24 protein-coding genes are annotated in these 23,739 nt (G+C 47.9%); 6 read left to right on the forward strand and 18 right to left on the reverse strand.

Annotation, left to right across the window (positions count from 1 at the left end; all coding sequences use genetic code 11):
* Positions 1–772: 772 nt before the first annotated feature.
* The 5 genes from sufB to sufC are packed head-to-tail and all read right to left on the reverse strand — an operon-like array spanning position 773 to position 5,968.
* Positions 773–2,170 (reverse strand): Fe-S cluster assembly protein SufB, encoded by a 1,398-nt coding sequence (sufB, locus tag ACKKE8_RS26470; protein WP_017251432.1) that lies wholly within the window; start codon positions 2,168–2,170, stop codon positions 773–775.
* Between the two features lie 39 nt (positions 2,171–2,209).
* The gene (sufU, locus tag ACKKE8_RS26475) at positions 2,210–2,647 is read right to left on the reverse strand and encodes a Fe-S cluster assembly sulfur transfer protein SufU (RefSeq protein WP_409175639.1); all 438 of its coding nucleotides are present in this window, start codon (positions 2,645–2,647) and stop codon (positions 2,210–2,212) included.
* Complete coding sequence (locus tag ACKKE8_RS26480) at positions 2,634–3,860, reverse strand: cysteine desulfurase (protein ID WP_048034590.1); 1,227 nt, start codon at positions 3,858–3,860, stop codon at positions 2,634–2,636. The genes sufU and ACKKE8_RS26480 overlap by 14 nt, the downstream gene beginning before the upstream one ends.
* Positions 3,860–5,158 (reverse strand): Fe-S cluster assembly protein SufD, encoded by a 1,299-nt coding sequence (sufD, locus tag ACKKE8_RS26485; RefSeq protein ID WP_409175640.1) that lies wholly within the window; start codon positions 5,156–5,158, stop codon positions 3,860–3,862. The genes ACKKE8_RS26480 and sufD overlap by 1 nt, the downstream gene beginning before the upstream one ends.
* Before the next feature lie 21 nt (positions 5,159–5,179).
* Positions 5,180–5,968, reverse strand: coding sequence for a Fe-S cluster assembly ATPase SufC (sufC, locus tag ACKKE8_RS26490; RefSeq protein WP_017251436.1), 789 nt, complete (start codon positions 5,966–5,968; stop codon positions 5,180–5,182).
* A gap of 282 nt (positions 5,969–6,250) precedes the next feature.
* Between sufC and ACKKE8_RS26495 the strand changes: the two genes are divergently transcribed.
* On the forward strand, positions 6,251–6,826 hold the full coding sequence (locus ACKKE8_RS26495) for a stalk domain-containing protein (RefSeq protein ID WP_409175641.1): 576 nt from the start codon (positions 6,251–6,253) through the stop codon (positions 6,824–6,826).
* A gap of 103 nt (positions 6,827–6,929) precedes the next feature.
* Here the strand turns inward: ACKKE8_RS26495 and pckA are convergent, their stop codons facing one another.
* The 5 genes from pckA to ACKKE8_RS26520 form a co-directional block, all read right to left on the reverse strand.
* Positions 6,930–8,513 carry a phosphoenolpyruvate carboxykinase (ATP) gene (pckA, locus tag ACKKE8_RS26500; protein ID WP_409175642.1) on the reverse strand — a complete coding sequence of 528 codons (1,584 nt, stop codon included), beginning with the start codon at positions 8,511–8,513 and terminating at the stop codon, positions 6,930–6,932.
* Between the two features lie 292 nt (positions 8,514–8,805).
* Entirely contained in the window at positions 8,806–9,948 is a 1,143-nt protein-coding gene (locus ACKKE8_RS26505; protein WP_409175643.1) for a M20 peptidase aminoacylase family protein, read from the reverse strand.
* A 58-nt stretch (positions 9,949–10,006) separates the two neighbouring features.
* Positions 10,007–10,348: an SCP-2 sterol transfer family protein gene (locus tag ACKKE8_RS26510; protein WP_409179204.1), complete on the reverse strand. Its 342-nt coding sequence runs from the start codon at positions 10,346–10,348 to the stop codon at positions 10,007–10,009.
* A gap of 483 nt (positions 10,349–10,831) precedes the next feature.
* Positions 10,832–11,224, reverse strand: a complete 393-nt coding sequence (locus tag ACKKE8_RS26515; protein WP_007726371.1) for a VOC family protein — start codon at positions 11,222–11,224, stop codon at positions 10,832–10,834.
* Positions 11,225–11,246: 22 nt separating this feature from the next.
* Positions 11,247–11,687 (reverse strand): hypothetical protein, encoded by a 441-nt coding sequence (locus ACKKE8_RS26520; protein WP_409175644.1) that lies wholly within the window; start codon positions 11,685–11,687, stop codon positions 11,247–11,249.
* Positions 11,688–11,993: 306 nt separating this feature from the next.
* Between ACKKE8_RS26520 and ACKKE8_RS26525 the strand changes: the two genes are divergently transcribed.
* A complete protein-coding gene (locus ACKKE8_RS26525; RefSeq protein WP_409175645.1) occupies positions 11,994–14,048 on the forward strand; it encodes a methyl-accepting chemotaxis protein in 2,055 nt (684 codons plus the stop codon).
* A 53-nt stretch (positions 14,049–14,101) separates the two neighbouring features.
* Here the strand turns inward: ACKKE8_RS26525 and gcvH are convergent, their stop codons facing one another.
* From gcvH to ACKKE8_RS26555, 6 genes are all read right to left on the reverse strand, one after another.
* Positions 14,102–14,482 carry a glycine cleavage system protein GcvH gene (gene gcvH, locus ACKKE8_RS26530; RefSeq protein ID WP_017251442.1) on the reverse strand — a complete coding sequence of 127 codons (381 nt, stop codon included), beginning with the start codon at positions 14,480–14,482 and terminating at the stop codon, positions 14,102–14,104.
* Positions 14,483–14,541: 59 nt separating this feature from the next.
* On the reverse strand, positions 14,542–14,994 hold the full coding sequence (locus ACKKE8_RS26535) for a redoxin domain-containing protein (protein WP_409175646.1): 453 nt from the start codon (positions 14,992–14,994) through the stop codon (positions 14,542–14,544).
* A 33-nt stretch (positions 14,995–15,027) separates the two neighbouring features.
* Positions 15,028–16,218 (reverse strand): aminotransferase class I/II-fold pyridoxal phosphate-dependent enzyme, encoded by a 1,191-nt coding sequence (locus ACKKE8_RS26540; RefSeq protein WP_409175647.1) that lies wholly within the window; start codon positions 16,216–16,218, stop codon positions 15,028–15,030.
* Positions 16,215–16,580 carry an arsenate reductase family protein gene (locus ACKKE8_RS26545; protein ID WP_409175648.1) on the reverse strand — a complete coding sequence of 122 codons (366 nt, stop codon included), beginning with the start codon at positions 16,578–16,580 and terminating at the stop codon, positions 16,215–16,217. The genes ACKKE8_RS26540 and ACKKE8_RS26545 overlap by 4 nt, the downstream gene beginning before the upstream one ends.
* A gap of 116 nt (positions 16,581–16,696) precedes the next feature.
* On the reverse strand, positions 16,697–16,885 hold the full coding sequence (locus ACKKE8_RS26550; RefSeq protein ID WP_409175649.1) for a hypothetical protein: 189 nt from the start codon (positions 16,883–16,885) through the stop codon (positions 16,697–16,699).
* A 48-nt stretch (positions 16,886–16,933) separates the two neighbouring features.
* The gene (locus ACKKE8_RS26555) at positions 16,934–17,746 is read right to left on the reverse strand and encodes a DUF2797 domain-containing protein (RefSeq protein ID WP_409175650.1); all 813 of its coding nucleotides are present in this window, start codon (positions 17,744–17,746) and stop codon (positions 16,934–16,936) included.
* Positions 17,747–17,887: 141 nt separating this feature from the next.
* Here ACKKE8_RS26555 and ACKKE8_RS26560 point away from each other — a divergent pair, with 141 nt between their 5' ends.
* Positions 17,888–18,589: a polysaccharide deacetylase family protein gene (locus ACKKE8_RS26560; protein WP_409175651.1), complete on the forward strand. Its 702-nt coding sequence runs from the start codon at positions 17,888–17,890 to the stop codon at positions 18,587–18,589.
* Between the two features lie 60 nt (positions 18,590–18,649).
* Here ACKKE8_RS26560 and ACKKE8_RS26565 read toward each other — a convergent pair whose 3' ends face one another.
* Complete coding sequence (locus ACKKE8_RS26565) at positions 18,650–19,378, reverse strand: amino acid ABC transporter ATP-binding protein (RefSeq protein WP_409175652.1); 729 nt, start codon at positions 19,376–19,378, stop codon at positions 18,650–18,652.
* Positions 19,379–19,581: 203 nt separating this feature from the next.
* Here ACKKE8_RS26565 and sppA point away from each other — a divergent pair, with 203 nt between their 5' ends.
* The 3 genes from sppA (at position 19,582) to ACKKE8_RS26580 (ending at position 22,196) form a co-directional block, all read left to right on the forward strand.
* Positions 19,582–20,547 (forward strand): signal peptide peptidase SppA, encoded by a 966-nt coding sequence (sppA, locus tag ACKKE8_RS26570; protein ID WP_409175653.1) that lies wholly within the window; start codon positions 19,582–19,584, stop codon positions 20,545–20,547.
* A 29-nt stretch (positions 20,548–20,576) separates the two neighbouring features.
* A complete protein-coding gene (locus tag ACKKE8_RS26575) occupies positions 20,577–21,068 on the forward strand; it encodes an RDD family protein (protein ID WP_409175654.1) in 492 nt (163 codons plus the stop codon).
* Positions 21,069–21,185: 117 nt separating this feature from the next.
* Complete coding sequence (locus ACKKE8_RS26580) at positions 21,186–22,196, forward strand: CAP domain-containing protein (RefSeq protein ID WP_409175655.1); 1,011 nt, start codon at positions 21,186–21,188, stop codon at positions 22,194–22,196.
* A 350-nt stretch (positions 22,197–22,546) separates the two neighbouring features.
* Here the strand turns inward: ACKKE8_RS26580 and ACKKE8_RS26585 are convergent, their stop codons facing one another.
* Positions 22,547–23,731: an MFS transporter gene (locus tag ACKKE8_RS26585; protein WP_409175656.1), complete on the reverse strand. Its 1,185-nt coding sequence runs from the start codon at positions 23,729–23,731 to the stop codon at positions 22,547–22,549.
* Positions 23,732–23,739 lie beyond the last annotated feature (8 nt).

The following is a 23,739-nucleotide window of genomic DNA, read 5'->3' on the forward strand; positions in this document are numbered from 1 at the left end:
CAGTTGTATCCCATTCGGTACTTTGATTGGCATTGGGGTGTTTTAAATTTGCTCCACCGTGATTGTTAATGTGGGTAATCAACTGATTCATATCAGTAATAGATAAGGTATCATCTGATAATGCTTCATTAAAGTTAATTAGCAAAATGCTCGCATTAACAAGAGTGATCGTACCAACTGCTGGGGTTTCATCGCTATTCTCGACTTATTCCCTTCTATTGAGGGCCTTCGTTCGAGCCTACACCGTGCAGGCGACTTTCATCGCACACGGCGTTCCATCAACGGATATAAAGGGAGAACCTACAACGGGCTTTATGATTATAAACTCGTTACGTCTAACTGGTCTTCTATCTAAAGTTATGCATTGAGACAAATTTGAAACTAACGGAAAGGACCACTTCAGCAGCTCCCCATGAAAAAACGCCCTCCTGATTAGAAAAGGCGTTATGCCAGCGGGCGCACAATCAAGCTAGACGATCTCACAGTCAAAATAATGCGTAGGCATAAGATTAATCAGAATGAAATCATCTTACGCTACGAGAACTATCAAACGTCTGACAAAAATCTAATGTCTCACCAGCATGATGACCGCTGGCTCCGTACCAATGTGGTACGTGAATACTTTAAAGAGGTTTGCAGCCGAGTAGATATCACCCTTCTTTCCCCTCATGCACTCAGACATTCCCACGCAGTCCACACTTATTAGAATCGGGTGCAATAAAAAATACGTGTCTGAACGAATCAGACACGTATTTACACGTTACACAATTAATTATCCAATAGAACCTTCCATCTCGAACTTAATGAGACGATTCATCTCTACCGCGTATTCCATCGGCAACTCTTTCGTGAATGGCTCGATGAAGCCCATTACGATCATCTCAGTTGCTTCTGCTTCTGACAAACCGCGGCTCATCAGGTAGAAAAGTTGATCCTCGGATACTTTGGATACTGTCGCTTCGTGCTCAAGCGTGATGCTGTCGTTCATAATCTCGTTGTACGGGATCGTGTCGGACGTGGACAGTTTATCCAGAATCAGCGTATCGCACTTGATGTTGGACTTGGAGCCTTCCGATTTGCGTCCGAACTGGGACAGACCACGGTAGGTAACTTTTCCGCCATCACGGGAGATCGACTTGGAAATGATCGTCGATGTGCAATCTGGTGCCAGATGAATCATTTTCGCACCTGCGTCTTGGTGTTGTCCTTTTCCTGCTACTGCAATGGAAAGAACGGTACCTTTCGCGCGAGGTCCTTTCATGATAACAGCTGGGTATTTCATCGTCAGCTTGGAACCGATGTTACCATCGATCCATTCCATGTTCGCATCCGCGTAAGCAACCGCACGTTTGGTAACGAGGTTGTATACGTTGTTGGACCAGTTTTGGATCGTGGTGTAACGGCAACGAGCGCGTTCTTTTACAATGATTTCTACGACAGCGGAGTGCAAGGAATCCGTGCTGTAGATTGGAGCTGTACAGCCCTCTACATAGTGAACGAAGGAATCTTCATCGGCGATGATCAGCGTACGCTCGAATTGACCCATGTTCTCGGAGTTAATACGGAAGTATGCTTGCAGCGGAGTTTCTACTTTTACGCCTTTTGGTACGTAAATGAAGGAACCACCGGACCATACTGCCGAGTTCAGTGCAGAAAACTTGTTGTCTGCTGGAGGAATAACAGTCGCGAAGTATTCCTTCACGATTTCTGGATGCAGTTTAACTGCTGAATCCATGTCGCAGAAGAGAACGCCCAGTTTTTCCAGGTCTTCCTGCATGTTGTGGTAAACTACCTCAGATTCATACTGAGCAGATACACCTGCGAGGAACTTTTGCTCTGCTTCTGGAATACCCAGCTTGTCAAAGGTTGCCTTGATTTCTTCCGGCACCTCATCCCAGCTACGGCCTTGCTTTTCAGAAGGCTTTACGTAGTAGGTGATGCTGTCAAAATCGAGGTCATCCAGATCGCCGCCCCATTTTGGCATCGGCATGCTGTTGAAGATGTCCAGCGATTTCAAGCGGAATTCCAGCATCCAAGCTGGCTCATCCTTGATCTTCGAAATTTCTTCGACGATCTCGCGGGTCAAACCCTTTTTGGTACGGAATACTGAGACGTCTTTATCGTGGAAACCGTACTGATACTCCTGTATTTCTGGGCCTTTAACAGCCATCGTTGCTCACTCCTTCGTGTTCATGTCCCTTACCCATCACTATTCCTGCTCCGCCTGTTTGACACCTTGCTCCAATGCTTTCCAAGCCAATGTTGCGCACTTGATTCGAGCGGGGAACTTGGCTACGCCAGACAACGCTTCGATATCACCAAGATCAATCGAGTCATCGATCTCTTTGCCTTGCATCATATCGGAGAATTTTTGCGATAGCTCCAATGCTTCTGCTACTGGCTTGCCTTTGACAGCATCCGTCATCATGGATGCAGATGACATACTGATTGAGCAGCCTTCACCGAGAAACTTCGCGTCAACCACCTTGCCATTCTCCACTTTCAAGGAGAGCGAGATGCTGTCGCCACAGGTCGGGTTATTCAAATTCACAATGAGTCCGTCGGATTCTTCCAGCTTGCCGCGGTTGCGCGGTTTCTGGTAGTGATCCATAATGACGCGGCGGTATAAATCATCAAGAGAAGACATTGCCGAAATACTCCTTCGTCTTCTTCAAGCCCGCGATCAGCACATCTACTTCTTCTTCTGTGTTGTACAGGTAGAAGCTTGCCCGAGCGGTAGCCGTCACATTCAGCCAACGCATCAGCGGTTGTGCGCAGTGATGACCCGCACGAACTGCGATTCCGTAACTGTCCAGCACCGTCGCCAGGTCATGCGGATGTACTGTATCCAGGTTGAATGTAATTAAACAGCTGCGGTCCTGCTGTGGGCCGTAAATCTTTAATCCTTCTATCTCGCGCATTTGTTCCATCGCGTACTTGACGAGATGTTTTTCATGACGCTCGATATTGTCCATTCCGATCTCTTCCAAAAAGTCGATCGCTGCTCCTAATCCGATAGCTCCTGCGATGATCGGAGTTCCTCCCTCAAATTTCCAAGGAAGCTCCTTCCACGTGGAATCGTACATATCCACGTAGTCAATCATTTCTCCACCGAACTCCATCGGCTCCACACGCTCCAGCACCTCACGCTTGCCGTACAGAACACCTACGCCTGTCGGGCCAGCCATCTTATGCGCTGAAAACGTATAAAAATCGCAATCCAAATCCTGGACGTCGATTTTCTTGTGTGGAGCACCCTGCGCTCCGTCAACAAACAGAAGTGCACCATGCTGATGAGCGATTTGGGCAATTTCCTTGATTGGGGTAGTATCCCCCAATACGTTGGAAACATGGTGAATGGCAACGAGTTTGGTATTATCCGTAATCGTTTCCTTGACCGCTTCCAGAGTAACGGTGCCGTCCTCTGCCAGCGGAATGAACTTAAAAGTCGCTCCGGTCGCCTTGGCTGCCTGCTGCCAAGGAATGAAATTGGCGTGATGCTCCACCAATGTGGTCACAATTTCATCTCCCGGCTTGAGGAACATGCGAGCATAGCCGTACGCTACCGTATTACAAGCAGAGGTAGTACCACGCGTAAAGACGATTTCTGCGGCTTCACGGGCGTTGATGAAGGCGCGAACTTTTTCACGCGCGCCCTCGTACCCATCTGTCGCTATGTTACCCAAGGTGTGCACGCCACGGTGCACATTGGAGTTATACTCCCTGTAGTATTTATCCATCGCCTCAATAACCTGAATCGGTTTTTGAGAGGTTGCACCATTATCCAAGTAAACGAGCGGATGACCGTTTACTTCTTGGTGTAGGATGGGAAAATATTTCCGAAGCTCCTTGGCGTTCATTAGCCTAACTTCCTTTCAAGCGCCTGACGGAGTCTGTTTTTCACTTCTTCTACTGGAATCTCAGCAACAACTGGCTCCAGGAAGCCGAGAATGATCAGACGTTCTGCGCCTTGACGGGAAATACCACGAGACATCAAGTAGAAGATAGACTCTTCACTAAAACGTCCTACCGAAGCTGCGTGACCCGCTTTAACGTCATCCTCGTCGATCAACAGGATCGGGTTGGCATCACCGCGAGATTTATCGCTCAGCATCAGGATGTTTTCCGCCTGTACGCCGTTTGCCTTTTCAGCGCCTTTTTCGATTTTCGTGATACCGTTCAAGATACTCACTGCTTCATCCGTCATAACAGCCTTGCTCACCATGTCAGACTCAGTGTGCGTGCCGATATGCTGAACTTGGGAAGTGAGGTTTTGGCGTTGGGAACCAGTACCTACAGAAATGGATTTGGTCTCTGCGATCGAAGCAGTTCCCTTGAGGATAGTGGTGTTGTTGGCAACGGTATTGCCATCGTTCATCTCACCCAAAATCCATTCCATTTTTCCATCGCGCTCAACGGTTGCACGACGGAAGCTATAATCGTGAACGTCTACAGACAGAGAACGTACAGAAGCTACTTGCACAGATGCGCCCGCGCCTACATATACTTCAACTAGGCTGTTCGCAACCATGCTTTTGCCTTCGCCAGATACATATGTATCCACGTAGGTTACTTTGCTGTTCGCTTCTGCCACGATCAAAACATGTGGAGCCAACAGAGCGTTGTCGCCTGCGATTTCATACACAGCTTGCAGTGGAACATCTACTTCCACGTTTTTCGGAACGTAGAGGAATACGCCACCATTCACAACTGCCGTATGAAGAGCAGTCAGCTTGTGCTCATCAAGTGCGATCACGTTCAGCAAATATTTTTGCACGAGATCGCCATGAGATTGCAGAGCATCAGCAAAAGTCGTGAAGATCACGCCTTGTGCCTTCAACTCATCGGATACTGCTTGAAAAACGGTAGAAGCATTTTTTTGTACCAACAGGTTTTTCACGCTGTCGACATCGATTTGTGCTTTTACCAAATCGCTGAGTTCATTCGCCGCTGCCACCTTTGCAGTGGTTTGGAACGGATCGAAATCAGCGGTATTCCATTTATCAATCTTCGTTTTCTCCAAGGCAGGGAGCGCCAGCTCTCCCGCCGCCTTCAGTCCAGCGAGGCGCTTTTCCAGGAACCAGGCAGGCTCCTGATTAGCTTTGGAGTACTGGGTGATCGCCTCGGAATCGAAGCGTAGCTGTACATCCACACTCATTTCACTGCTGCCTCCTTCATCCTACACGTTGGCGTTTACGGTTTCGTCCTCGATGCCGAGCTCTTCCTTGATCCAGTCGTAGCCTTCTGCCTCCAGGCGTTCAGCCAGCTCAGGACCACCGGACTTCACGATACGACCTTGCATCATGACGTGTACGAAGTCAGGCTTTACATAGTTCAGCAAACGCTGGTAGTGCGTAATAATCAAGAATCCGCGGTCTGCGGAGCGCATTTCGTTTACACCAGCTGCAACGATTTTCAATGCGTCGATGTCCAAACCGGAGTCGATTTCATCCAAAATACAGATAGCTGGCTCCAAGAGCATCATTTGCAGAATCTCGTTACGCTTTTTCTCACCACCGGAGAAACCTTCGTTCAGGTAACGGTGGGAGAAAGACTCATCCATTTCCAGCGTATTCATCTTTTTGTCCATCTCACGGATGAATTTCATCAGGGAGATTTCGTTTCCTTCGCCACGGCGTGCGTTGATCGCGGAACGCAGGAAGTCAGAGTTGGTTACACCGCTGATTTCGGACGGGTATTGCATCGCCAGGAACAGACCTGCACGTGCGCGCTCGTCTACTGCCATTTCCAACAAGTCTTCGTCATTGATCAGCACTTCGCCATCGGTTACCTCATATTTTGGGTGACCCATCAGCGTGGATGCCAATGTCGATTTACCGGTACCATTTGGTCCCATGATCGCGTGCACTTCGCCGCCCTTGATCTCCAAATTCAGGCCTTTGAGGATCTCTTTGTCCTCGATCTTGGCGCGAAGGTTTTTTATTTGCAAATGCGGTACTGCTGTCATCTGAATTCCCTCCATACACGTCAAAAGTGAGTTGGTAAATTCTCAATCCATTCTCAATAACTATCTTATAATAAGAATAATTATAAATCAAGGAATGAAACATATCTGTATTTTTTATATCATTATATTTAGAAAGTCCGTTTTTGCGCATCGAATCCTTCCTAAATATTGTTGCCTCCGCAGCATTTTTCCCTTTGTAACTTTTGGACATACATATCCGTCTAAATTCCAGGTACTTTTTGTAAAAAATACCACTGGATATCTAGAAAGGGATGGAGCATTTTGAAAAAGAGCAACAAGAAACTCGCAATTGGACTAGCTACTGTCTTACTACTCGTAGGTGGCACCACAGTCTTAGCAAAAACGGGCACAGAGAAAGTATCTGCTCGTTTCTCCAACATTAAATTGATAGTCAATGACCAGGTCATCAAAACGAAAGCAGAACCATTCATCTATAATGGAAACGTTTATGCACCTGTAGCGACTGTTGCCAATGCGCTCGGTATCAAGCAGGAATGGGACAACAAAACTCCTGCTGTCCGTTTCTCCGACGCTGGCGGAAACACCGGTGGCAGTAACATTCCAGAAGCAATTGTCCAGCAGGCAAAAAACATCTTACCGCTTCCATGTGACCCTTCCGATGTGAAAGGCAGCTTGTACCTTTGCGGACCTGAGAGAGAGGTCGTTTCCAAAGGTTATGTCAATCTGACCGGAACGAGTGATCAAGAGTTTCTCGTTATGTATCGCTATCACTCTATTGAAGGGATCCCTTGGGAAGCTTACCTGACTCTATTCCGCCAGTCAAATGGAAAAGTTGTACCAATCAATACTTCGAAAGTATTCGATGGCAGCAAGTAACGGATAAGCTCAAAACCGTCGGTCACACGCTGACGGTTTTTTTACGTTTTCACGAAGAAAAAACGGATAGACCTTATCGTCTACCCGTTTCTTTCCTGTTCGATTACTTTACTTTAGGACCCGCATTTGCAATATCTGTTGCATTCGGGAATTTCTTCTCGAAGTTCTCAATGAAGCGTGCAGCCAGATCAGCCGCTTGCTTGTCGTAATCTTCCTTGTTTGCCCATGTATTGCGTGGTTGCAGAACTTCAGCAGGAACGTTCGGGCAAGAAGTCGGTACTTGTACCCCGAAAATCTCGTCAGTTGCATAGTCTACTTTTTCCAGCTCACCGTTCAATGCTGCTGTTACCATCGCACGCGTGTAGGACAGCTTCATACGTTGCCCAACACCTACCGGGCCACCAGTCCAACCAGTGTTCACCAGGTATACTTGAACCTTTCGCTCGTCAATCTTCTTACCAAGCATTTCTGCATATACTACAGGATACAGTGGCAAGAATGGAGAACCGAAGCAAGTAGAAAACTCTGTTTGCGGAGCAGTTACACCACGCTCTGTACCTGCCATTTTGCTGGTGTAGCCAGACAGGAAGTGATACATAGCTTGCTCTTTATTCAGCTTGGAGATTGGAGGCAATACACCGAACGAGTCGGCTGTCAAAAAGACGATGACATTTGGTTGCCCACCCACGCCTGGAATCACAGCACCCGGAATTGCTTCCACAGGGTACGCAGCGCGTGTATTCTCTGTATATTTGGTGCTATCGTAGTCTGCTACACGAGTCGCTTCATTTACGTCTACATTTTCAAGTACGGTACCGAACTGGATTGCTTTCCAGATTTGCGGTTCGCCTTCTTCAGACAGCTTGACGCATTTTGCATAGCATCCGCCTTCGATATTAAACACGCCATTGTCAGACCAGCCGTGCTCATCGTCACCGATCAAGAAACGATCCGGGTCAGCAGACAGCGTTGTTTTTCCTGTACCGGACAAACCGAAGAACAGGGCAACGTCTCCGTCTTTACCTACGTTCGCAGAGCAGTGCATCGAGAGTACGTTGCGCTCTGGAAGCAGCATGTTCATGACGCTGAAGATCGACTTTTTCATTTCACCAGCATACTCAGTGCCACCGATCAATACTGTCTTTTGCTCAAAGCTCATCACGATGAAGGTCTCGGAGTTCGTGCCGTGTACCGCAGGATTGGCCTTGAAATTAGGCGCATAGATAACCGTGAATTCTGATTCATGCGCAGCCAGTTCTTCTTCGGACGGACGGATGAACAGCTGACGTGCAAACAGGTTATGCCAAGCGAATTCGTTCACTACGCGGATTGGCAGACGATAGGTTGTATCTGCACCCGCAAAGCCATCGAAGACAAACAGTTCATCTTTTGATTGTAAGTATTGGAGCACGTCTTGTTGAAGTGCTTGGAATTTTTCAGTAGTAATTGGTTGGTTAACGGGACCCCAGTTGATTTTATCGTGTACGGAAGCTTCGTCCACCACAAATTTGTCCTTTGGCGAACGGCCGGTAAACTTCCCTGTTAGCGCATTGAGCGCCCCCTTATCGGTCAAAATCCCTTCGCCACGCTTCACTGCCATCTCAACAAGATTAGCTACAGGCAAGTTATGATACACTTTCGTAGCTCCAAGAATGTCAGTAAGCTTTTGAACCGTATTGGTTTCCATGTGTGAACGATCTCCTTCCCAAAATGTGTATCATTTATTGTGACTTTCTAATTGTCGCTCGATTTGTAATTAGTATATCACATTTAGCTAAATAAGCTACATAATTTTATAATCTCTCATGGAGAATGTGTGAATAACCCTCCTCATGCGTATTATTCCCCAACAGCAGTATTTTGTCCACAAACCAATCAGTCTATCGACTATTCGTGGAGTACGCAGAGACATTTTCCCCACAAAAAGAGCAACACCAAGAGTTTACTCCCTTAGTGTTGCTCTCACAAGGCATAAAGATTTACGTATTTTCAAACGTTTTTACGACTGTCTGACACAAAATCGCCACACCCTTTTCCAATGCAGAGCGGTCAAAATGCATCAGCGGGTGATGCAGCCCCGGTACCAAATCACATCCAAGAGCCAGCATCGTCGCCTTGATATGAGGGCGCTTCACTGTATAGTAGTGGAAATCCTCCGCTCCCGGGCTGACAGGCGCCGCTCGCAAATTCTCTTGACCGAGCACATCTACGATCGCCTGCTCCATAAATGCCTTGGCTTGATCATCGACCTCTGCCGCCACCATGCGAGAACCGGACTCTACCTCTATGCGTGCCTGAAAAGACTCCGCGACTCCGTTAATCATTTGACGAACACGATTCTCGAGGGTCTCCATCGCCTCATTCGTCTGCGCTCGCAGATCGAGAGCAAAACGCGCCTTGTCCGGAATAATGTTGTAACTCTCTCCCCCGGCTTGCAGCATGGTCATTTTGACAGTGGCTGGCACCATCGGGTTGATATGTACTTGCCCGAGACCCGAAATAATTGCTCCCGCTACTTCTATCGCATTGATCCCGAGATGCGGTCTCGCACCGTGTGCCGCTACTCCTGTTATTTCTCCATAAAGGAACATAGCTGCTCCGTTGTAGATGGCGGGTCCTGCCGTGCCATTTGCCATCTCCTGAATCGGTCTTAAATGAACACCGTACAAATAATCGATGTCATCGACGACACCTTTCTCCACCAGCTTCAATGCTCCGGTTCCTTTTTCTTCTGCTGGTTGGAACAAAATTTTTAACATTCCTGGCGGTTGATATCCAGCGGCAACCAATGCTTCTACCGTTTCCACAATCAATGTCATATGGGCGTCATGACCGCAGGAGTGATTCGCGCGCCATTCACCGCCCACTTCTTGCCAGAGAGCATCGATATCTGTGCGCAAGCCAACAACTGGCTTCCCTTCGCCCCATTCAGCCACTAATCCTGTACAATCGTCAAAAGTCGTAACACGCAGTCCCAAGGCACGCATGCGCTCCGCCAAATAGCGAGTCGTTTCTACTTCCTTCCAGCTTATCTCCGGATTCTCATGCAGATGACGGAATGTTTCGGCAATAGCATCTTTACGTGTGGCAACCGCCTGTTGCAACGACATAACAGTAGACATCAAAGCGCCTCCTCCAAAACCGTTTCTTCCTATTATATCACACTGCCCCATGGACAGTTCACCGACAGGTTAGTCGCAAAATGGCATCGAGCTTCAATTGGTCGCGCAATGGCCCTGCTATTTGCACCTTTTCTTTGGCTAGTGCATAGACGAGCTCATCGCCGCCAAACAGCATGTGCATTTGTTTCTCCGCTCCCCTGATGATCAAATCGGCAGGCTGCTCTTCTGTCCATACATCCCAGGATGCAACTCCTTTTGCTATCGTCAATTGCCACTGTGCCGGTGAATCATCGACTACAATTCCGATCCTGCGCTCCCATCCTACTGTTATGAATCGCAAGTGTGCTTTTCCTTGCAGTCGCTCACCCAGTTCAAAAAGCAGTCTGCCCATTCCGATCATCTGCACGCCACCCCTCTCTTCCCAATTGGGTTCGTGGCTTGTCAGGTCGAATCCTTTGGCGAGGAATGAGAGTCACTGTCGGCTGTTGTCAGGGGAACCATCTATTTCTCGACATTGTAAGAAAGACCTTTAGAGAGCACTTTTGAGTCAACATGGTGGAGGAGAAGAAAAAGCACAGTTCTCTTCGACTCTGACACGCCAGCAGGGGGGATTCACTGGCCGTCTCCACTTAAAAAAGGGGACCGTCGAGCCAAAGCCACCCTACGGGCGGACGTTTCTCAAGGAAGAAGTGTTCGACGAGCGTGGTCCCCTTTTTTAAGTTCCGACTGGGAGGCGTTGTCAAGGTCTGCGAGCCCTGTGCTTTTTCTTCTCACCAGCTTTAAAACTTAGGAAGATCATCCACAACCTTTTTTCCTCACCACACAGTAGTGAGATGGCAAAAAATAAAAAAGCATCCGCTTTACGCAGATGCTTCCTGAAACACTACTCATCAAACTCGTCTTTATCGAGTCGCACCTCAAGGTGGTGACCATCGGGTGTCTCAAAATACAAATTATAGCTAGTAGGCTGTGTAATTGGGCCACGATAGCAAATATTCTCTGCCTCCAGCTTATCGACCAGGTAGTCCAGCTCAGCTCGGCTCTGCACAGAGAAGGCGAGATGATCGACCTGCCCTACGCCGCCTTTCCCAGCTTCCCCGCCATGAGGATGAAGACCGATCCGTGTGTATGTGCCAATTTGAAAGTAGACAGGTGCTCCTTCCGTCATATTCTCTTCCGGGATAGGGACTTCCAAAATGTCCTTAAAAAAACGAGCTACCTTCACAACATCACTACAATTCAATGCGATGTGGTGAACGGCTTTCAAATGAAACATTCACACTGCCTCCCACGTCAACTCAGGTCATGCGCTCTTGTGCGACATTAGCTTTTCTTTTATTGTACTGCTTCAATCGCTCGCTTAACCGTCTTAAACGAATCATCAATGCTTCCCGCCAATCGTCATCCTGTAACTCCTTGGCGACTCCAAGCAGATCAAGTGAAATATCGATCTGCTGGTTTAATACTTCGGCGAAGCTGGCTGCTTCATCCGTCATGGTACAATTCTCAAACAACTCGGATGTATTGTCAACACTCACAAAGTCAGCAAAATCCACTTCTGGAGCCTGATCTCCTTGAGCATATTCTACTAAAATTTCATATTCTCCCTCAATACCGGGATGAACCTCTATTCTGTCACATACAGGACAAAACATGATCGGGACATTGTGTACAAGCGTTTTATAATGACGGACTGAGCCTACGGAACCTACCATTCCAGCACCACAACAAAAACTCATATAGTCTCCCTCCCTATTCGCCAAATGAAACGTCCACGTCCGTTCTTTGGTCGAAACTTTGTCTGTATCCGCATTGTAGCCTATATCCCCACTAACACTCCACCCGCAAATGATACCAATGAAGGAAATCGCATAAAGATTTGGTTTATCCATTTTACTCGATTTGCTTCGATTTCCGCAACATTTTCTGACTAGTATGAATATTTTCCCTCATTTGCCTAAATCCATTATACAAGATAGTCTTAATCTATCCGATAATAAGGAATAATAATCATTTTAGCAAAAATTCAAAAGGAGAGCGGTTCCATGTTTCGTTTCAAAAGTCTTCGTGCTCGAACACTGACCATTACACTGCCTGTCATTATCTTGACTCTTTTGCTCGTCGTGGGCATCGGATTCTGGTTCTCTGTCGACCAACTGAATCGGGAAATTGAGGACAAAATGAATTATCAACTAGATATGGTCGGCAGTAATGTGGAAAAGCAACTGGAAGCCCATAGCAAGGTAACGCTGAGTATGGCTCGCTTTATTGAAATGGGTCCTGTTACAAATTCGCTAGAGCAGTTAAATTCCCTGCTGTCCAAAACCGTTCTCATTAATGATACGACGGTCGGAATGGGAATTTTCATGGAACCTTACGCTTTTGACCCGAACAAGAAACTCGTTGCTACTTACGGGGCAAAGACTGACGGCAAGGTTAACATTACAAATGAGTACAGCAGCGATTCCTATAACTATCCAAATCAAGACTGGTACAAGGTCGGTATTTCGACCAAGAAGGAAACCGATTATTCCGAGCCGTACTTTGACGAGGTTTCCAAGGTCTCCATGGTGACGGTAGTCGCTCCTTTTTACACTCCGGATAAAAAGCTTCTGGGTGTGGCCACAGACGATATTACACTCACTGACGTGGAAAAGCTCGTCTCCAGTACAAAAGTAGGCGAAACAGGCTGGGCCTTTTTGGTGGATCAAAAAGGGAGATATCTCGCTCATCCTCAAGCAGACAAGCTGATGAATCATTCCGTTCAATCTGATGATAATGCTTCCTTGGCAGCAATAGGTCCTTCTCTTCTAGAAGAGAAGTCAGGCATGAAAACGTTTAATGATGAAAACGGCATCAATCGTGTTTATTTTCAAGAGCTCGGAGATACAAACTGGACAATCGCTCTCGTTATGCCGGAAAAAGAAATTGCTGATCCTCTTTATGACTTGTTCTTTGAGCTTTGTACGGTGAGCCTGATCGGTCTGTTGATCATGATTGCTGTCATTTATTACTTCAGCAAATACTTGACCAAACAAATCGATCGCGCCAACCAGCTGGCTCATGCACTCTCCAATGGCGATTTTACCGCTTCCATGGATATTCAGACAGCCGATGAGATGGGGATTATGGCAAATCGCTTCAACTCCATGACGGCAACCTTGTGCGAAACGCTGGGGCAAGTCAGCTTCAACGCTCAACAGGTTGCTGCTACGTCTGAGCAATTGATGGCAAGTGCGGAACAGACGAGCAAAGCAACAGAGCAAATCGCTCAATCCGTTCAAGAAATTGCCTACGGTACTGAGCAGCAAGTGGATGCGACCGTTCAAGGCTATGAAGTCATTAACGAGATTGCCGTACACATTGAAGCGATGGAAAAAGGAATTGAGGATGTAAATCTCTCTACACAAGAAGCGAACCGTCAAGCCACAGATGGCAATCAGATGGCAGCCAAAACAGTCGAGCACATGGATGTGATCCATAGCCAGATGGCCAAGACTTCTACCATTGTCAATACGTTAGGCCAACGCTCCCAAGAGATTGGAGAAATGATCTCACTCATCACGACGATCGCCAATCAAACCAACCTGCTCGCTCTGAACGCCGCTATCGAAGCAGCTCGCGCCGGAGAACAAGGACGAGGCTTTGCAGTTGTAGCCGACGAGGTGCGCAAGCTGGCCGAACAGTCCAGCTCTGCCGCCGAGCAGGTCAGTCATATCGTTACAGTGATTCAGCAGGACACAGGCTCAGCGATCGCGGCAATGAATCATGGCTCTTCTATTTTGGGAGAAGGCATGACTCTCGTTCGCTCCACAGGAAATGCATTTGAGCAAATTACTGGCTCCACGTCTGGGCTGCTCGTCCGCATGAATGAAGTGACAACGGAAATGAACAAGATCAGTCAGCAAATGCAGACGATTGTATCCGCCATTACGCATATTACACAAATCGCAGAACAATCAGCCGGCAACTCTCAAACGGTTGCAGCAGCAGCGGAAGAACAAACCGCTTCCATGGAGGAAATCTCTTCGGCTGCAACAATGCTGGCAAAAATGGCAGAAGAGCTTAATGATGCAGTACGAACATTCAAGCTGGAATAGTCCGTCCATAAATAAAGAAAGCCGGAGCATAAAAGCCCCGGCTTTTTTGTTTCCTATTCTTTTACCATCGCTTCGTATTTGTCTGCATCCATCAGCTTGTCCAGCCCAGCTGCATCAGACAATTCGACGACGATCATCCATGCTTGCTCGTATGGCGAGGAGTTAACCAGTTCAGGTGCATCTTCCAGTTCGCCATTTACTTCTACTACTTTACCAGTTACAGGAGCGTACAGTTCAGAAACGGTTTTTACCGATTCCACGCTGCCAAACGGCTCATCCTGTTGGATTGTCGTGCCTACCTCAGGCAATTCGACAAACACGATGTCACCCAACTCTGATTGAGCAAAAGAAGTGATTCCGATGTACGCCTTGTTTCCTTCTACTCGCACCCACTCATGCTCTTCACTGTAACGTAGATTTTTCGGGAATTCCATCGTTTACATATCCTCCTATCGGGTACAATCCATTACACATACTTAATTAGACGAACATTCTAGGATTCCTCTTCGATCCCCAAAATTCTGAACAAGCGTTTTTTTACCAGTTGGAGACCCTTCTCTCCTGCCTGAAAATGACGTAACTGAAGAGCCTCGTCAAACAAATAAAAAGCGGGGACGTATTCATTCTGGAATGCATCGGCTGTCTCTCTATCATTATCGATTGCAATAGGGTGTGTCAAATGTTGTTCTGCAATCGCCTTCTTGATCATCTCGATGTCTGTATCTTTTTCCGATTGAGGGATATGAATTCCAATGACCTTCAAACCGTTAGCAGCGTATTGATCTCGCCATTCGTTAATGCTCGGCATCGATTCCTTGCACATGTAGCAACTGACGGACCAGATATGCACCAAGACAGGACTTCCAACCAAATCAGCTTTGGTTACTTGCCCGTTGATCCACTCCGTAATCCCAGGAAAGTCAGGCATTTCTTCGCGCAAACGCATGAAAGCTCATCCCCTCTTTTTTAACTTCAACCGCTACACACTTGTTTTCATGTGAAGAATCCCGGATTGATCGATAGCAGCCACAGCCTCTAACAGGATCTCGGGAGGTTGGACGAGCGCAATTCGTACATACCCTTCTCCTTCTTCGCCGAAGGCACTTCCCGGAACGACCACGACTCCGGCTTTCTCCAGTAAAGCAAAGGCAAACTCTCGTGACGTCCAGCCGCCCGGTACAGCTGCCCAAACAAACATGGTCGCCTTGGGAGATGGAATGCTCCATCCTGCCTGTTCCAATGCCCCCAGCAGCACATCACGTCGTTCTTGGTAAACGGGTGCGACTGTGTTTTTCCCATCCGATTCCCGATCCTTTCGCAAAGCCTCAATGGCCATTTGCTGTACAGGCAAAAAGACGCCGTAATCGATATTGGATTTTACAATCGCAAGCGGCTTGATGATGTCTGCATTCCCTACAACGTAAGCGATCCGGCAACCTGCCATGTTAAAGCTCTTGGAAAACGAATTAAACTCGATTCCTACATCCTTCGCTCCTGGCACTTGCAAAAAGCTCGGCGCTTGATAGCCGTCAAACACCATTTCCGAATATGCCAAATCATGAACAACGATAATGTCAAAACGTTTGGCAAAAGCCACGACCTCTTCAAAAAAGGCAAGGGTAGCGACCGCGGAAACTGGATTATTCGGATAGTTCAGAATCATAAACGTTGCACGAGCCGCAATCTCCTCTGGAATGTCGGTCAGCTTTGGTAAAAATTCATTTTCTGCCCGCAGAGGCATCCGGTAAGGTACCGCTCCTGCCAAATGAACGCTGCCTTCGTAGATCGGATACCCAGGATCAGGTACGAGGACGATATCTCCAGGATCGGTCCATGTCAAAGCAAAGTGAGCCAAACCATCCTGTGACCCCATCAAGGAATGAACCTCCCCATCTGGCGCCAGCTCCACCCCAAAACGATATTGATACCAGCGGGCGACCTCTTCTCGGAAGACCGCCGTTCCATCGCTCATTGGATAGCGAAAAGCGGTTGGTTGCTGGATGGCATGGATTAACGTTTGCAGAAGCTTCTCGTCAGGCTGCTGATCAGGACTGCCGATACTCAAGTCGTATACTGTTCTCGTTTTGGCAACTTCCCTTTTGCGAGCCGCCATTTCTGAAAAAATATCGGCGGAAAGATGGTTCAGCCTTTTGGAAGGTTGGCGCATCATGCCTTCCCTCCCCAAGCCTTCTCCAGTTCTTCTTCTTTGAAACCAAGGGTTAAGGTACGATCGCTTGCGATAAGAGGCCGTTTGATCAGCTTGCCATTGGAAGCCAACAGCTCAAGCATTTCATCCTCTGACATCGTAGGAAGCTTGTCCTTCAAGCCGAGCTCGCGATAATGGACTCCACTCACATTGAAAAACTTGCGCAGATCGAGACCACTTGTCTGCCAAATTTGGCGCAGCTCCTCTTTGGACGGCGGTGCATCGACGATTGGAATTTCTTCGAAGCCAATATTTTGATCCGTGAGCCATTTTTTCGCTTTGCGGCATGTATCGCATTTGTTGTACAGGTAGGCTTTTATCGTCATATTCATTTCCTCGCTTTTTGTTTATGTATCTATTCATTGTAAAAGAAGCGGTGAACGTGTTGCAAACAAAAACGACAACCATCCCTTCCTTCTGGCTGTCGTTCATACGCATGTTTCTATTGTGGAATCCGTTTTCCGGCACGCTCGCTCTTTGCATGATCTTCTTCATTCGTCTGGTCAGGATTTACCTGCCACATTTGCGAAAGCGGCGAGAAGGGCACCCCTAGTTGCTTGGCATTCTGGTCTTCCACAGCCTCAGCCAGTGTCCCGGTTAAAGGCATGGTGTACTCAATGTGCTCATCCATCTGCCCAATCCTCCTTCACATGTCCTAGTGTGAGGAGTTTGCACGTCATTATGCAGATGGTTTTGCTTTGATCTCGACTTGGTAGCCAGCATGCTTTCTCGTCTGGAATACACCATTGTCAAAGATCAAATACTGTGCTTTCACACCGATCAATCGCCCGCCGAGCTGTTCTTCTTTATCGAGCGTTTTGGAATTAATTTTATCCAGTGACTCCAAGATCGGATAGGCAATATCTACCCATTCGTCCTCGCGATATTGGAATGCTTTAAACTGTTCAGGAAAATGACCGTACACTTCGTCACGCATGGCGAGCAAATCAATTTCCTTCACATCTCCCTTGAGCATTTTGCGCCAGTTGGTCTTGTCCGGTAAAAACTGACTCAAGTGGAATTCAAGCTCCCCAGCCATCCGACGAGTGGGAACCTCCGCAATCGGTATCGCGCGAATCGCGCCTTGATCCACCCAGCGTCTCAATTCATTATGCTTACGAGTCAATCCTACCTTTATATCACTCGACACTGCCAGATAGACAAAATGAGGAATCATGCAATATCTCTCGCCGAAGCTCTCGTCCCGGCAAGTCCCCAAGTCAAAATGACATTCATGCGGCTTGACGATGCACAAGTCATTTTCCGGCAGTTTGGTAAAACAGGGATAGCAATACCCACTGTTAAACGTCTTGTTTGTTTTGCGGCCACAGGCAATGCAGTTTTTTACGCCTAAAAACGAAATCGTCAATTCACTGCCCAGCCATTCATTAAGCGGAAGGCGATCTTCACCGATATTCAAATAGTAGTCTACCGGCTTGTCCCCTCCATGGTACTCGTGTGTTAGTCCTTGCAAAATACCGCGGAGTTCCACCAAACTCTCTCCTCTCCTATGTACGGTTCTTCCATTTTAACATAACCGCCACCTACTCTGACCGCTGTTTTCTTTTGGTAGCATGTTTTCCCTGGCAGGAGGTGAACCTAATCACATCCCAGAAGAAGGAGGCGATTGTTCATGCGCAAATGCATACGGTACGCCTTGCTTTTCGCCTGCCTTCTTGGCTACAGCACCCTACCTGCTTTTGCCCAACAAACACTGCCTTCGTATGAGCCGATCCACAGAATCGACACAGAAAAAAAGGTCGTCGCTCTCACTTTTGATGATGGACCGGATGCTATCTATACGCCCCAAATTCTTGAGGTGCTGCATCAGTACAACATTCGCGCTACGTTTTTTGTCCTTGGCTCCCAAGTGGACAAGCATCCAAAAGTCATGCAGTGGATTTACAAGGCTGGGCATGAAATCGGCAACCACGGCTACCATCATTTTGATCTGAACAAGCTGACCGAGCATGAAGTGTACGAAGAAATCAAGCATGCAGAACGCTCCATTTTGAAGACGACCGGCATTTTGGCGCAATACTACCGTCCACCCTACGGCATCCTGACACATGACGTCATGAATGCGGTTCAATCCAGTGGCTACGACATCATTCACTGGTCGATTGATCCTCGTGATTGGTCTTTGGCACGCACAGCTAACGTCATTGCCAAAAGCGTCAAGAGCAATGTCTCCTCCGGGGATATCATCCTGTTTCATGATGGGGGGCTGAACCAACGGCAAACAGTCGCTGCACTCCGGGAGCTCATCACGGATTTGCGTTCGCAGGGCTATCGGTTTGTCACGGTCAGTCAATTGTTGGATGCAGCAAAATAATACGGCACCAGTGCCTCGTTTTTCATGATACGAAACGAAGCAACTGGTGCCCTTCTTTTTTTACGCCAATACCTTGCCCAAGAACGAACGCAAGCGATCGTTTACGTTATTGCCAAAAACCTCACTGGGATGACCTTCTGCCATGATGATACCCTGATCCATAAAAATGATGCGGTCACCCACTTCCTTGGCAAAATTCATTTCGTGCGTCACGATCACCATTGTCATGCCTTCCTTGGCTAAATTTTTGATGACGGCAAGCACCTCTCCTACCAGCTCCGGGTCTAGGGCGGATGTCGGCTCATCAAACAGCATGACCTTTGGATTCATGGCGAGCGCCCTTGCGATTGCCACTCGTTGCATCTGCCCCCCAGACAGCCTCTCGGGATACACATCGGCCTTATCCTGGAGCCCTACCTTCTGCAAGAGAGCCAAGCCTTGCTTGCGGGCTTCTTCCGCGGACATTTTCTTCACTTTTACAGGGGCTAGCATGACGTTTTCCAGCACCGTTTTATGCGGAAAGAGATTAAAGCGCTGAAAGACCATCCCGACCTCTTCTCTGACTTTATTCATATCGGTCTTGGAGTCTGACAAATCATGCCCGTTGATGACAATCTTTCCGCTGCTCATTTCCTCTAGCTGATTCAAGCAACGTAAAAACGTGCTCTTGCCCGAGCCAGACGGACCAATGACACAGACTACTTCCTTTTCTGCTACCTGAGTCGTAATGCCCTTCAACACTTTCAGATCGCCGTAGTTCTTCGTCAAATCCAACACCTGTATAATCATTTGTCTGTCCCCCTATTGCGATAAAACAAACTTGTCGTTCTTGTGTTTCTATTTTACCGCAATAATCTAAAAATTGCATGAATTTACCCTTCAGCGTTTGGTTGCCATCCTCGTAGACGATCACATCAATCCCATTTTTTCCAATGCTCGTCCCATGTGTAACTCTCCCCTCGACGGCTCATGCTAAGTATGAGGTGGTTTTCATGCATCGAAAAAAATGGGTCGCGCTCGTAATCGTACTGGTCGTTTTTCTATTAGGGCTTTTGGTGGAGGGTATTTACGGGACTTATACAGATCTCGTCGACCATCCTGGGTTCGCTTGGGAAGAAAATGTGGTATCGGGCTATGGCAACAGCAAAATTGTGCAGCTATTTGTGAACGGCGTAATTTCGGGGCAACAGAATAGCGCTGGACTGCCTTCGATGACGGAGCTATTGACTGAACAGCTACGCCGAATTGAAGAGGATGAGATGGTGAAAGCGGTGGTCCTTCGCATTGATAGTCCAGGTGGAGAGGTCGTCGCTACCGATGAATTACACAGACGCTTGCTACGGCTCAAGCAGGTCCGCAATCTTCCCATTGTCGTCAGCATGGGTTCCACAGCGGCCTCAGGCGGCTATTACTTGGCCACGACAGGCGATGCGATTTTTGCCAATCCCAACACACTGACCGGCAGCCTCGGTGTGATTTTCAATCTGGTTAACTATAGTGAAGCTGCGAACAAGCTAGGTGTGCATCAATACGCGATCAAAAGCGGGCGTTTTAAAGATATCGGCAGTCCAGCCCGGCCACTGACGGACCCAGAACGGCATATTTTCCAAACACTCGTCAACGAAAGCTACAACAATTTCGTCGACGTCATCGTCAAAGGCCGCAACCTCTCCCGTCAACGCGTGCTGGAAATCGCTGACGGGCGTGTCTATTCCGGTGAGCAAGCAAAACGCCTGGGGCTCATCGATGAATTCGGTGATTTGGAGGAAGCGACACGCTACGCGCTCTCTTTGTCTGGAGAAAATGAAGCTATGGTCATCCGCTATGCAGACCAGCTCTCCATCAGCAAGCTGTTATTCAGCATGAAGCAGTACTGGTCGAATCCTGATCCGCTTGGTCTCAATCGAATATGGGACCGCCAAAGCTCACCTCGCCTCCTGTATCAGTTCATGCCTTAGCCTGTTATTACGGAAAGGAGTGGCTTATCATGAACCAGCTTCCCGACGAAGAAAAAGCACGCGAGCCCGATTCCTTTGATCCATATTCAGAAGCCCATCCACAACATTTGTATGCTGGCTTCTGGATTCGTGTGTTGGCATCGCTCCTTGATTCGATGTTCTTGATTGGGATTAGCTACCTCATTTTCAATCCGTTGCGTCGTGTTTTTGCCGTTCCTTACGCCTCTTTTCCATTCATTGATTTGCTGGAGGTGTTGTTTGATCTCCTCTATATGATCTTGCTGACTTGGTGGACCGGACAAACCTTGGGAAAGCTGATCACAGGCATCCGCGTCATTAGTGCCAGACAGGCGCGAGGCAATCTGTCTGGCGGACAGGTATTTTTACGAGAAGTCATCGGCAAACTCCTTGCTTCACTCGTATTCGGACTGGGCTATCTATGGGTTGCATGGCACCCACGAAAGCAAGGCTGGCATGATCTCATCGCCAAAACGTATGTCATTCGGGATCGTCGACCATAACCTCCGCTTCTATAGCGGGGGTTTTATTTTTGCATCCTTGGTCCCTATTTTTGTAGCGGCTTCCTGCCGATACCATTACCAACAAGGCAGATCCTATCCAACCGAGGAGGAAGATACATGCGTAAACAGAAAGTAACCAGCATCCTCGCCCTGAGCCTTTCGCTGGCTCTGCTCGGCCACGTTGCCCCTGTCCTTCCTGTTTCAGCTGCATCTGCTGCCCCTCAAGCAGCAGCCGTTAAAACGAATGACGTCTATAACCTTCAGCTAGGAATGAGCACAGATCAGGTAGAACAAACATTAGGCAAGCCTGCCCGCATTGATCCTAGTCATACGGGCGTGGAATGGTGGATTTACAATCAAGATTTGAACAATTATATTCAAGTCGGCCTGCAAAACGGCAAAGTCGTGACGTTGTTTACCAATGGAGCCAAGCTGAATTTGAATGGCATCACGATTGGCTCTACCACAAAAGACCTACAAAATAGCTGGGGTGTACCGCAAAACACGCTGACGATCATCCCGAGCCTGCGTATCCAAAAAAATACCCTTACTCATCCGACCTATGTCCAAAACAATCAGGCGATCACCTTCTCAATCGATCAGCTGGGTGGAAATAAGGTCGCAGGAGTGCGCATCTCTACTCCTGAGCATTTTGCCACCATTGCGATTGGCTTGATGTATCCCATTTCCTATACGAAATTATCTGAACTGCCCAAACTGACAGACGCACAGATAAAGCAGGCAGCGCTCGCATACGAGAAACAAAATTTGGACTTGCTCAACGTGGCAAGGCAACGTGCCAAGCTGCCCGTTATTACTTGGGATGAACAAGTTGCAGCAGTGGCCAGAGCACACAGCCAGGACATGGCCCAGAATAACTTTTTCAATCATACCTCCCCATCTACAGGAAGTCCGTTTGATCGATTGAAGCAAGCCGGCATTCGTTACAGCTCAGCTGGTGAAAATATTGCCTACGGACAGCTAGACGGGATCGAGGCCCACGTGAGCTGGATGAACTCCGCAGGGCATCGTCAAAACTTGCTCTCTCCAAAATTCAAGCAGCTCGGTGTCGGTATCGTTATGAAAGACCGCCGCCCGTATTTCACGCAAAATTTTGTTACACGCTAACACTACAGAAAAAAGACACGCCGTCGTCAGTGGCGTGTCTTTTTTCGTGAACACAAAGACAAAGCTATGGCTGCGAAGTTGCATTTGTAGTGGCAGGTGCAGGTGCAGACGGTGTCGGAGCCTGGCCGTCATCTGAGAAAAACGGAATGATTACCAGACTGAGCACGAAAAATAAGATCCAGGCTATGCCTCTTCTGAAAATGCATGGTGTCAGCATCGGGTAACCCCTTCCAATCATGCTGTTCTACTTACTATTCATACGCTTCCCTCCTTGATGCCCGTTTATGCTTTTTTGGGCAAAAAAATAAAAGCCTCGCCAAAAGCTTGGCGAAGCTTATCCATCATTGTTTTTACCCCTGTTTTTGCAACGGCATCGAATACGTCTGTTCCTGGGTTGCTTTTTGTTTAAAAAACAGACATGCTGCCGCGAAAACAATGAGCAGCGATCCCATCAGCCAAAAGATCGTCCACGGCTCCCACACATCCATCAGCAGACCATTCACATTCGGAGCCAAAATACTGGCAACACCAAAATTGACGCCCGCGATAATTCCTGCGGTAGGAACCATCGATGCTGGTAAAATATCTGCCGAAAAAGCCAAGCCCAGCGAGTAAAAGGAACCAACAGCCGCTCCCGCTATGGCCAACAACAGCATCATCAGCCATACGTTTTCACCTGCAAACGGGAACAGGAAGAAGGCCAATCCCCCTACAAGCGCACACACGAGCATGACCTGCTTGCGTCCTATACGGTCACTCAATGCCCCCAGCGGCATCTGCAAAATAATACTTCCCACGACAAACGACGGAAGGATCAAGGAAACCCATTCAACGGACAAGCCGGTACGCAAGGCATAAACGGGAAAACTGCCGTTGAGGGACGTCTCCATGAATCCGAACAAAAACGAAGGAATCAGCGCCAGCCAGGCAAGTCGCAAAACAAATGCGTATTTGTTTTGCTTCTTTTCCGTTTGTTCGATCTGTGCAGGGAACTCATTTTTGATCCGGGATAATAATAAGAAGGCAATCAGATACAGAACGAGCAAGCCGCCAAAAGGTACCCAAATCCCCAAATGCAGCACGCTTAAGCCTAATGGACCAATACTAAAGCCCACGCCATATGCCAGTCCGTAAATGGAAAGATCGCGTCCACGATTCTCGGGAGCTGCGATCTTGGTCACCCACATTTGGCTGGCGTAATGTAAACCGCTATCGCCCACACCCATCAGTAAGCGTAATACGAACCAGATCGCCAAATGGCTGAACATCGGGATGAGCGCTGTTGCGATCGTCACCAACAGCAACCCCCATAATATCGTGGCTCGGTATCCAATGCGCCGCAGTGGGATTTCCAAAAATGGATTGACCATGACCATCCCAATATACAAGGCAGCGGCGTTGAGTCCGTTCATCACGGATGAAACACCTTGTTTTTCCAATAAAACCGTCAGCATCGGGATCGTCAAGCCTTGGCTTAACCCCGCAATGCCGACAACCAAAATCAACACCCAAAAGGTGTAACGTGACTGTGACATGGTGTTGT

The sequence above is a fragment of the Brevibacillus fortis genome, assembly GCF_046196545.1.
Taxonomy (GTDB): domain Bacteria; phylum Bacillota; class Bacilli; order Brevibacillales; family Brevibacillaceae; genus Brevibacillus; species Brevibacillus fortis_A.

Excerpts from the sequence above, each read along its gene's own strand:
- sufB (WP_017251432.1), bottom strand. The coding sequence starts at position 2,170 with ATGGCTGTTAAAGGCCCAGAAATACAGGAGTATCAGTACGGTTTCCAC.
- sufU (WP_409175639.1), bottom strand. The coding sequence starts at position 2,647 with ATGTCTTCTCTTGATGATTTATACCGCCGCGTCATTATGGATCACTAC.
- ACKKE8_RS26480 (WP_048034590.1), bottom strand. The coding sequence starts at position 3,860 with ATGAACGCCAAGGAGCTTCGGAAATATTTTCCCATCCTACACCAAGAA.
- sufD (WP_409175640.1), bottom strand. The coding sequence starts at position 5,158 with ATGAGTGTGGATGTACAGCTACGCTTCGATTCCGAGGCGATCACCCAG.
- sufC (WP_017251436.1), bottom strand. The coding sequence starts at position 5,968 with ATGACAGCAGTACCGCATTTGCAAATAAAAAACCTTCGCGCCAAGATC.
- pckA (WP_409175642.1), bottom strand. The coding sequence starts at position 8,513 with ATGGAAACCAATACGGTTCAAAAGCTTACTGACATTCTTGGAGCTACG.
- ACKKE8_RS26505 (WP_409175643.1), bottom strand. The coding sequence starts at position 9,948 with ATGTCTACTGTTATGTCGTTGCAACAGGCGGTTGCCACACGTAAAGAT.
- ACKKE8_RS26510 (WP_409179204.1), bottom strand. The coding sequence starts at position 10,348 with ATGATCGGAATGGGCAGACTGCTTTTTGAACTGGGTGAGCGACTGCAA.
- ACKKE8_RS26515 (WP_007726371.1), bottom strand. The coding sequence starts at position 11,224 with ATGTTTCATTTGAAAGCCGTTCACCACATCGCATTGAATTGTAGTGAT.
- ACKKE8_RS26520 (WP_409175644.1), bottom strand. The coding sequence starts at position 11,687 with ATGAGTTTTTGTTGTGGTGCTGGAATGGTAGGTTCCGTAGGCTCAGTC.
- ACKKE8_RS26525 (WP_409175645.1), top strand. The coding sequence starts at position 11,994 with ATGTTTCGTTTCAAAAGTCTTCGTGCTCGAACACTGACCATTACACTG.
- gcvH (WP_017251442.1), bottom strand. The coding sequence starts at position 14,482 with ATGGAATTCCCGAAAAATCTACGTTACAGTGAAGAGCATGAGTGGGTG.
- ACKKE8_RS26535 (WP_409175646.1), bottom strand. The coding sequence starts at position 14,994 with ATGCGTTTGCGCGAAGAAATGCCTGACTTTCCTGGGATTACGGAGTGG.
- ACKKE8_RS26540 (WP_409175647.1), bottom strand. The coding sequence starts at position 16,218 with ATGATGCGCCAACCTTCCAAAAGGCTGAACCATCTTTCCGCCGATATT.
- ACKKE8_RS26545 (WP_409175648.1), bottom strand. The coding sequence starts at position 16,580 with ATGACGATAAAAGCCTACCTGTACAACAAATGCGATACATGCCGCAAA.
- ACKKE8_RS26550 (WP_409175649.1), bottom strand. The coding sequence starts at position 16,885 with ATGGATGAGCACATTGAGTACACCATGCCTTTAACCGGGACACTGGCT.
- ACKKE8_RS26560 (WP_409175651.1), top strand. The coding sequence starts at position 17,888 with ATGCGCAAATGCATACGGTACGCCTTGCTTTTCGCCTGCCTTCTTGGC.
- ACKKE8_RS26565 (WP_409175652.1), bottom strand. The coding sequence starts at position 19,378 with ATGATTATACAGGTGTTGGATTTGACGAAGAACTACGGCGATCTGAAA.
- sppA (WP_409175653.1), top strand. The coding sequence starts at position 19,582 with ATGCATCGAAAAAAATGGGTCGCGCTCGTAATCGTACTGGTCGTTTTT.
- ACKKE8_RS26575 (WP_409175654.1), top strand. The coding sequence starts at position 20,577 with ATGAACCAGCTTCCCGACGAAGAAAAAGCACGCGAGCCCGATTCCTTT.
- ACKKE8_RS26580 (WP_409175655.1), top strand. The coding sequence starts at position 21,186 with ATGCGTAAACAGAAAGTAACCAGCATCCTCGCCCTGAGCCTTTCGCTG.
- ACKKE8_RS26585 (WP_409175656.1), bottom strand. The coding sequence starts at position 23,731 with ATGTCACAGTCACGTTACACCTTTTGGGTGTTGATTTTGGTTGTCGGC.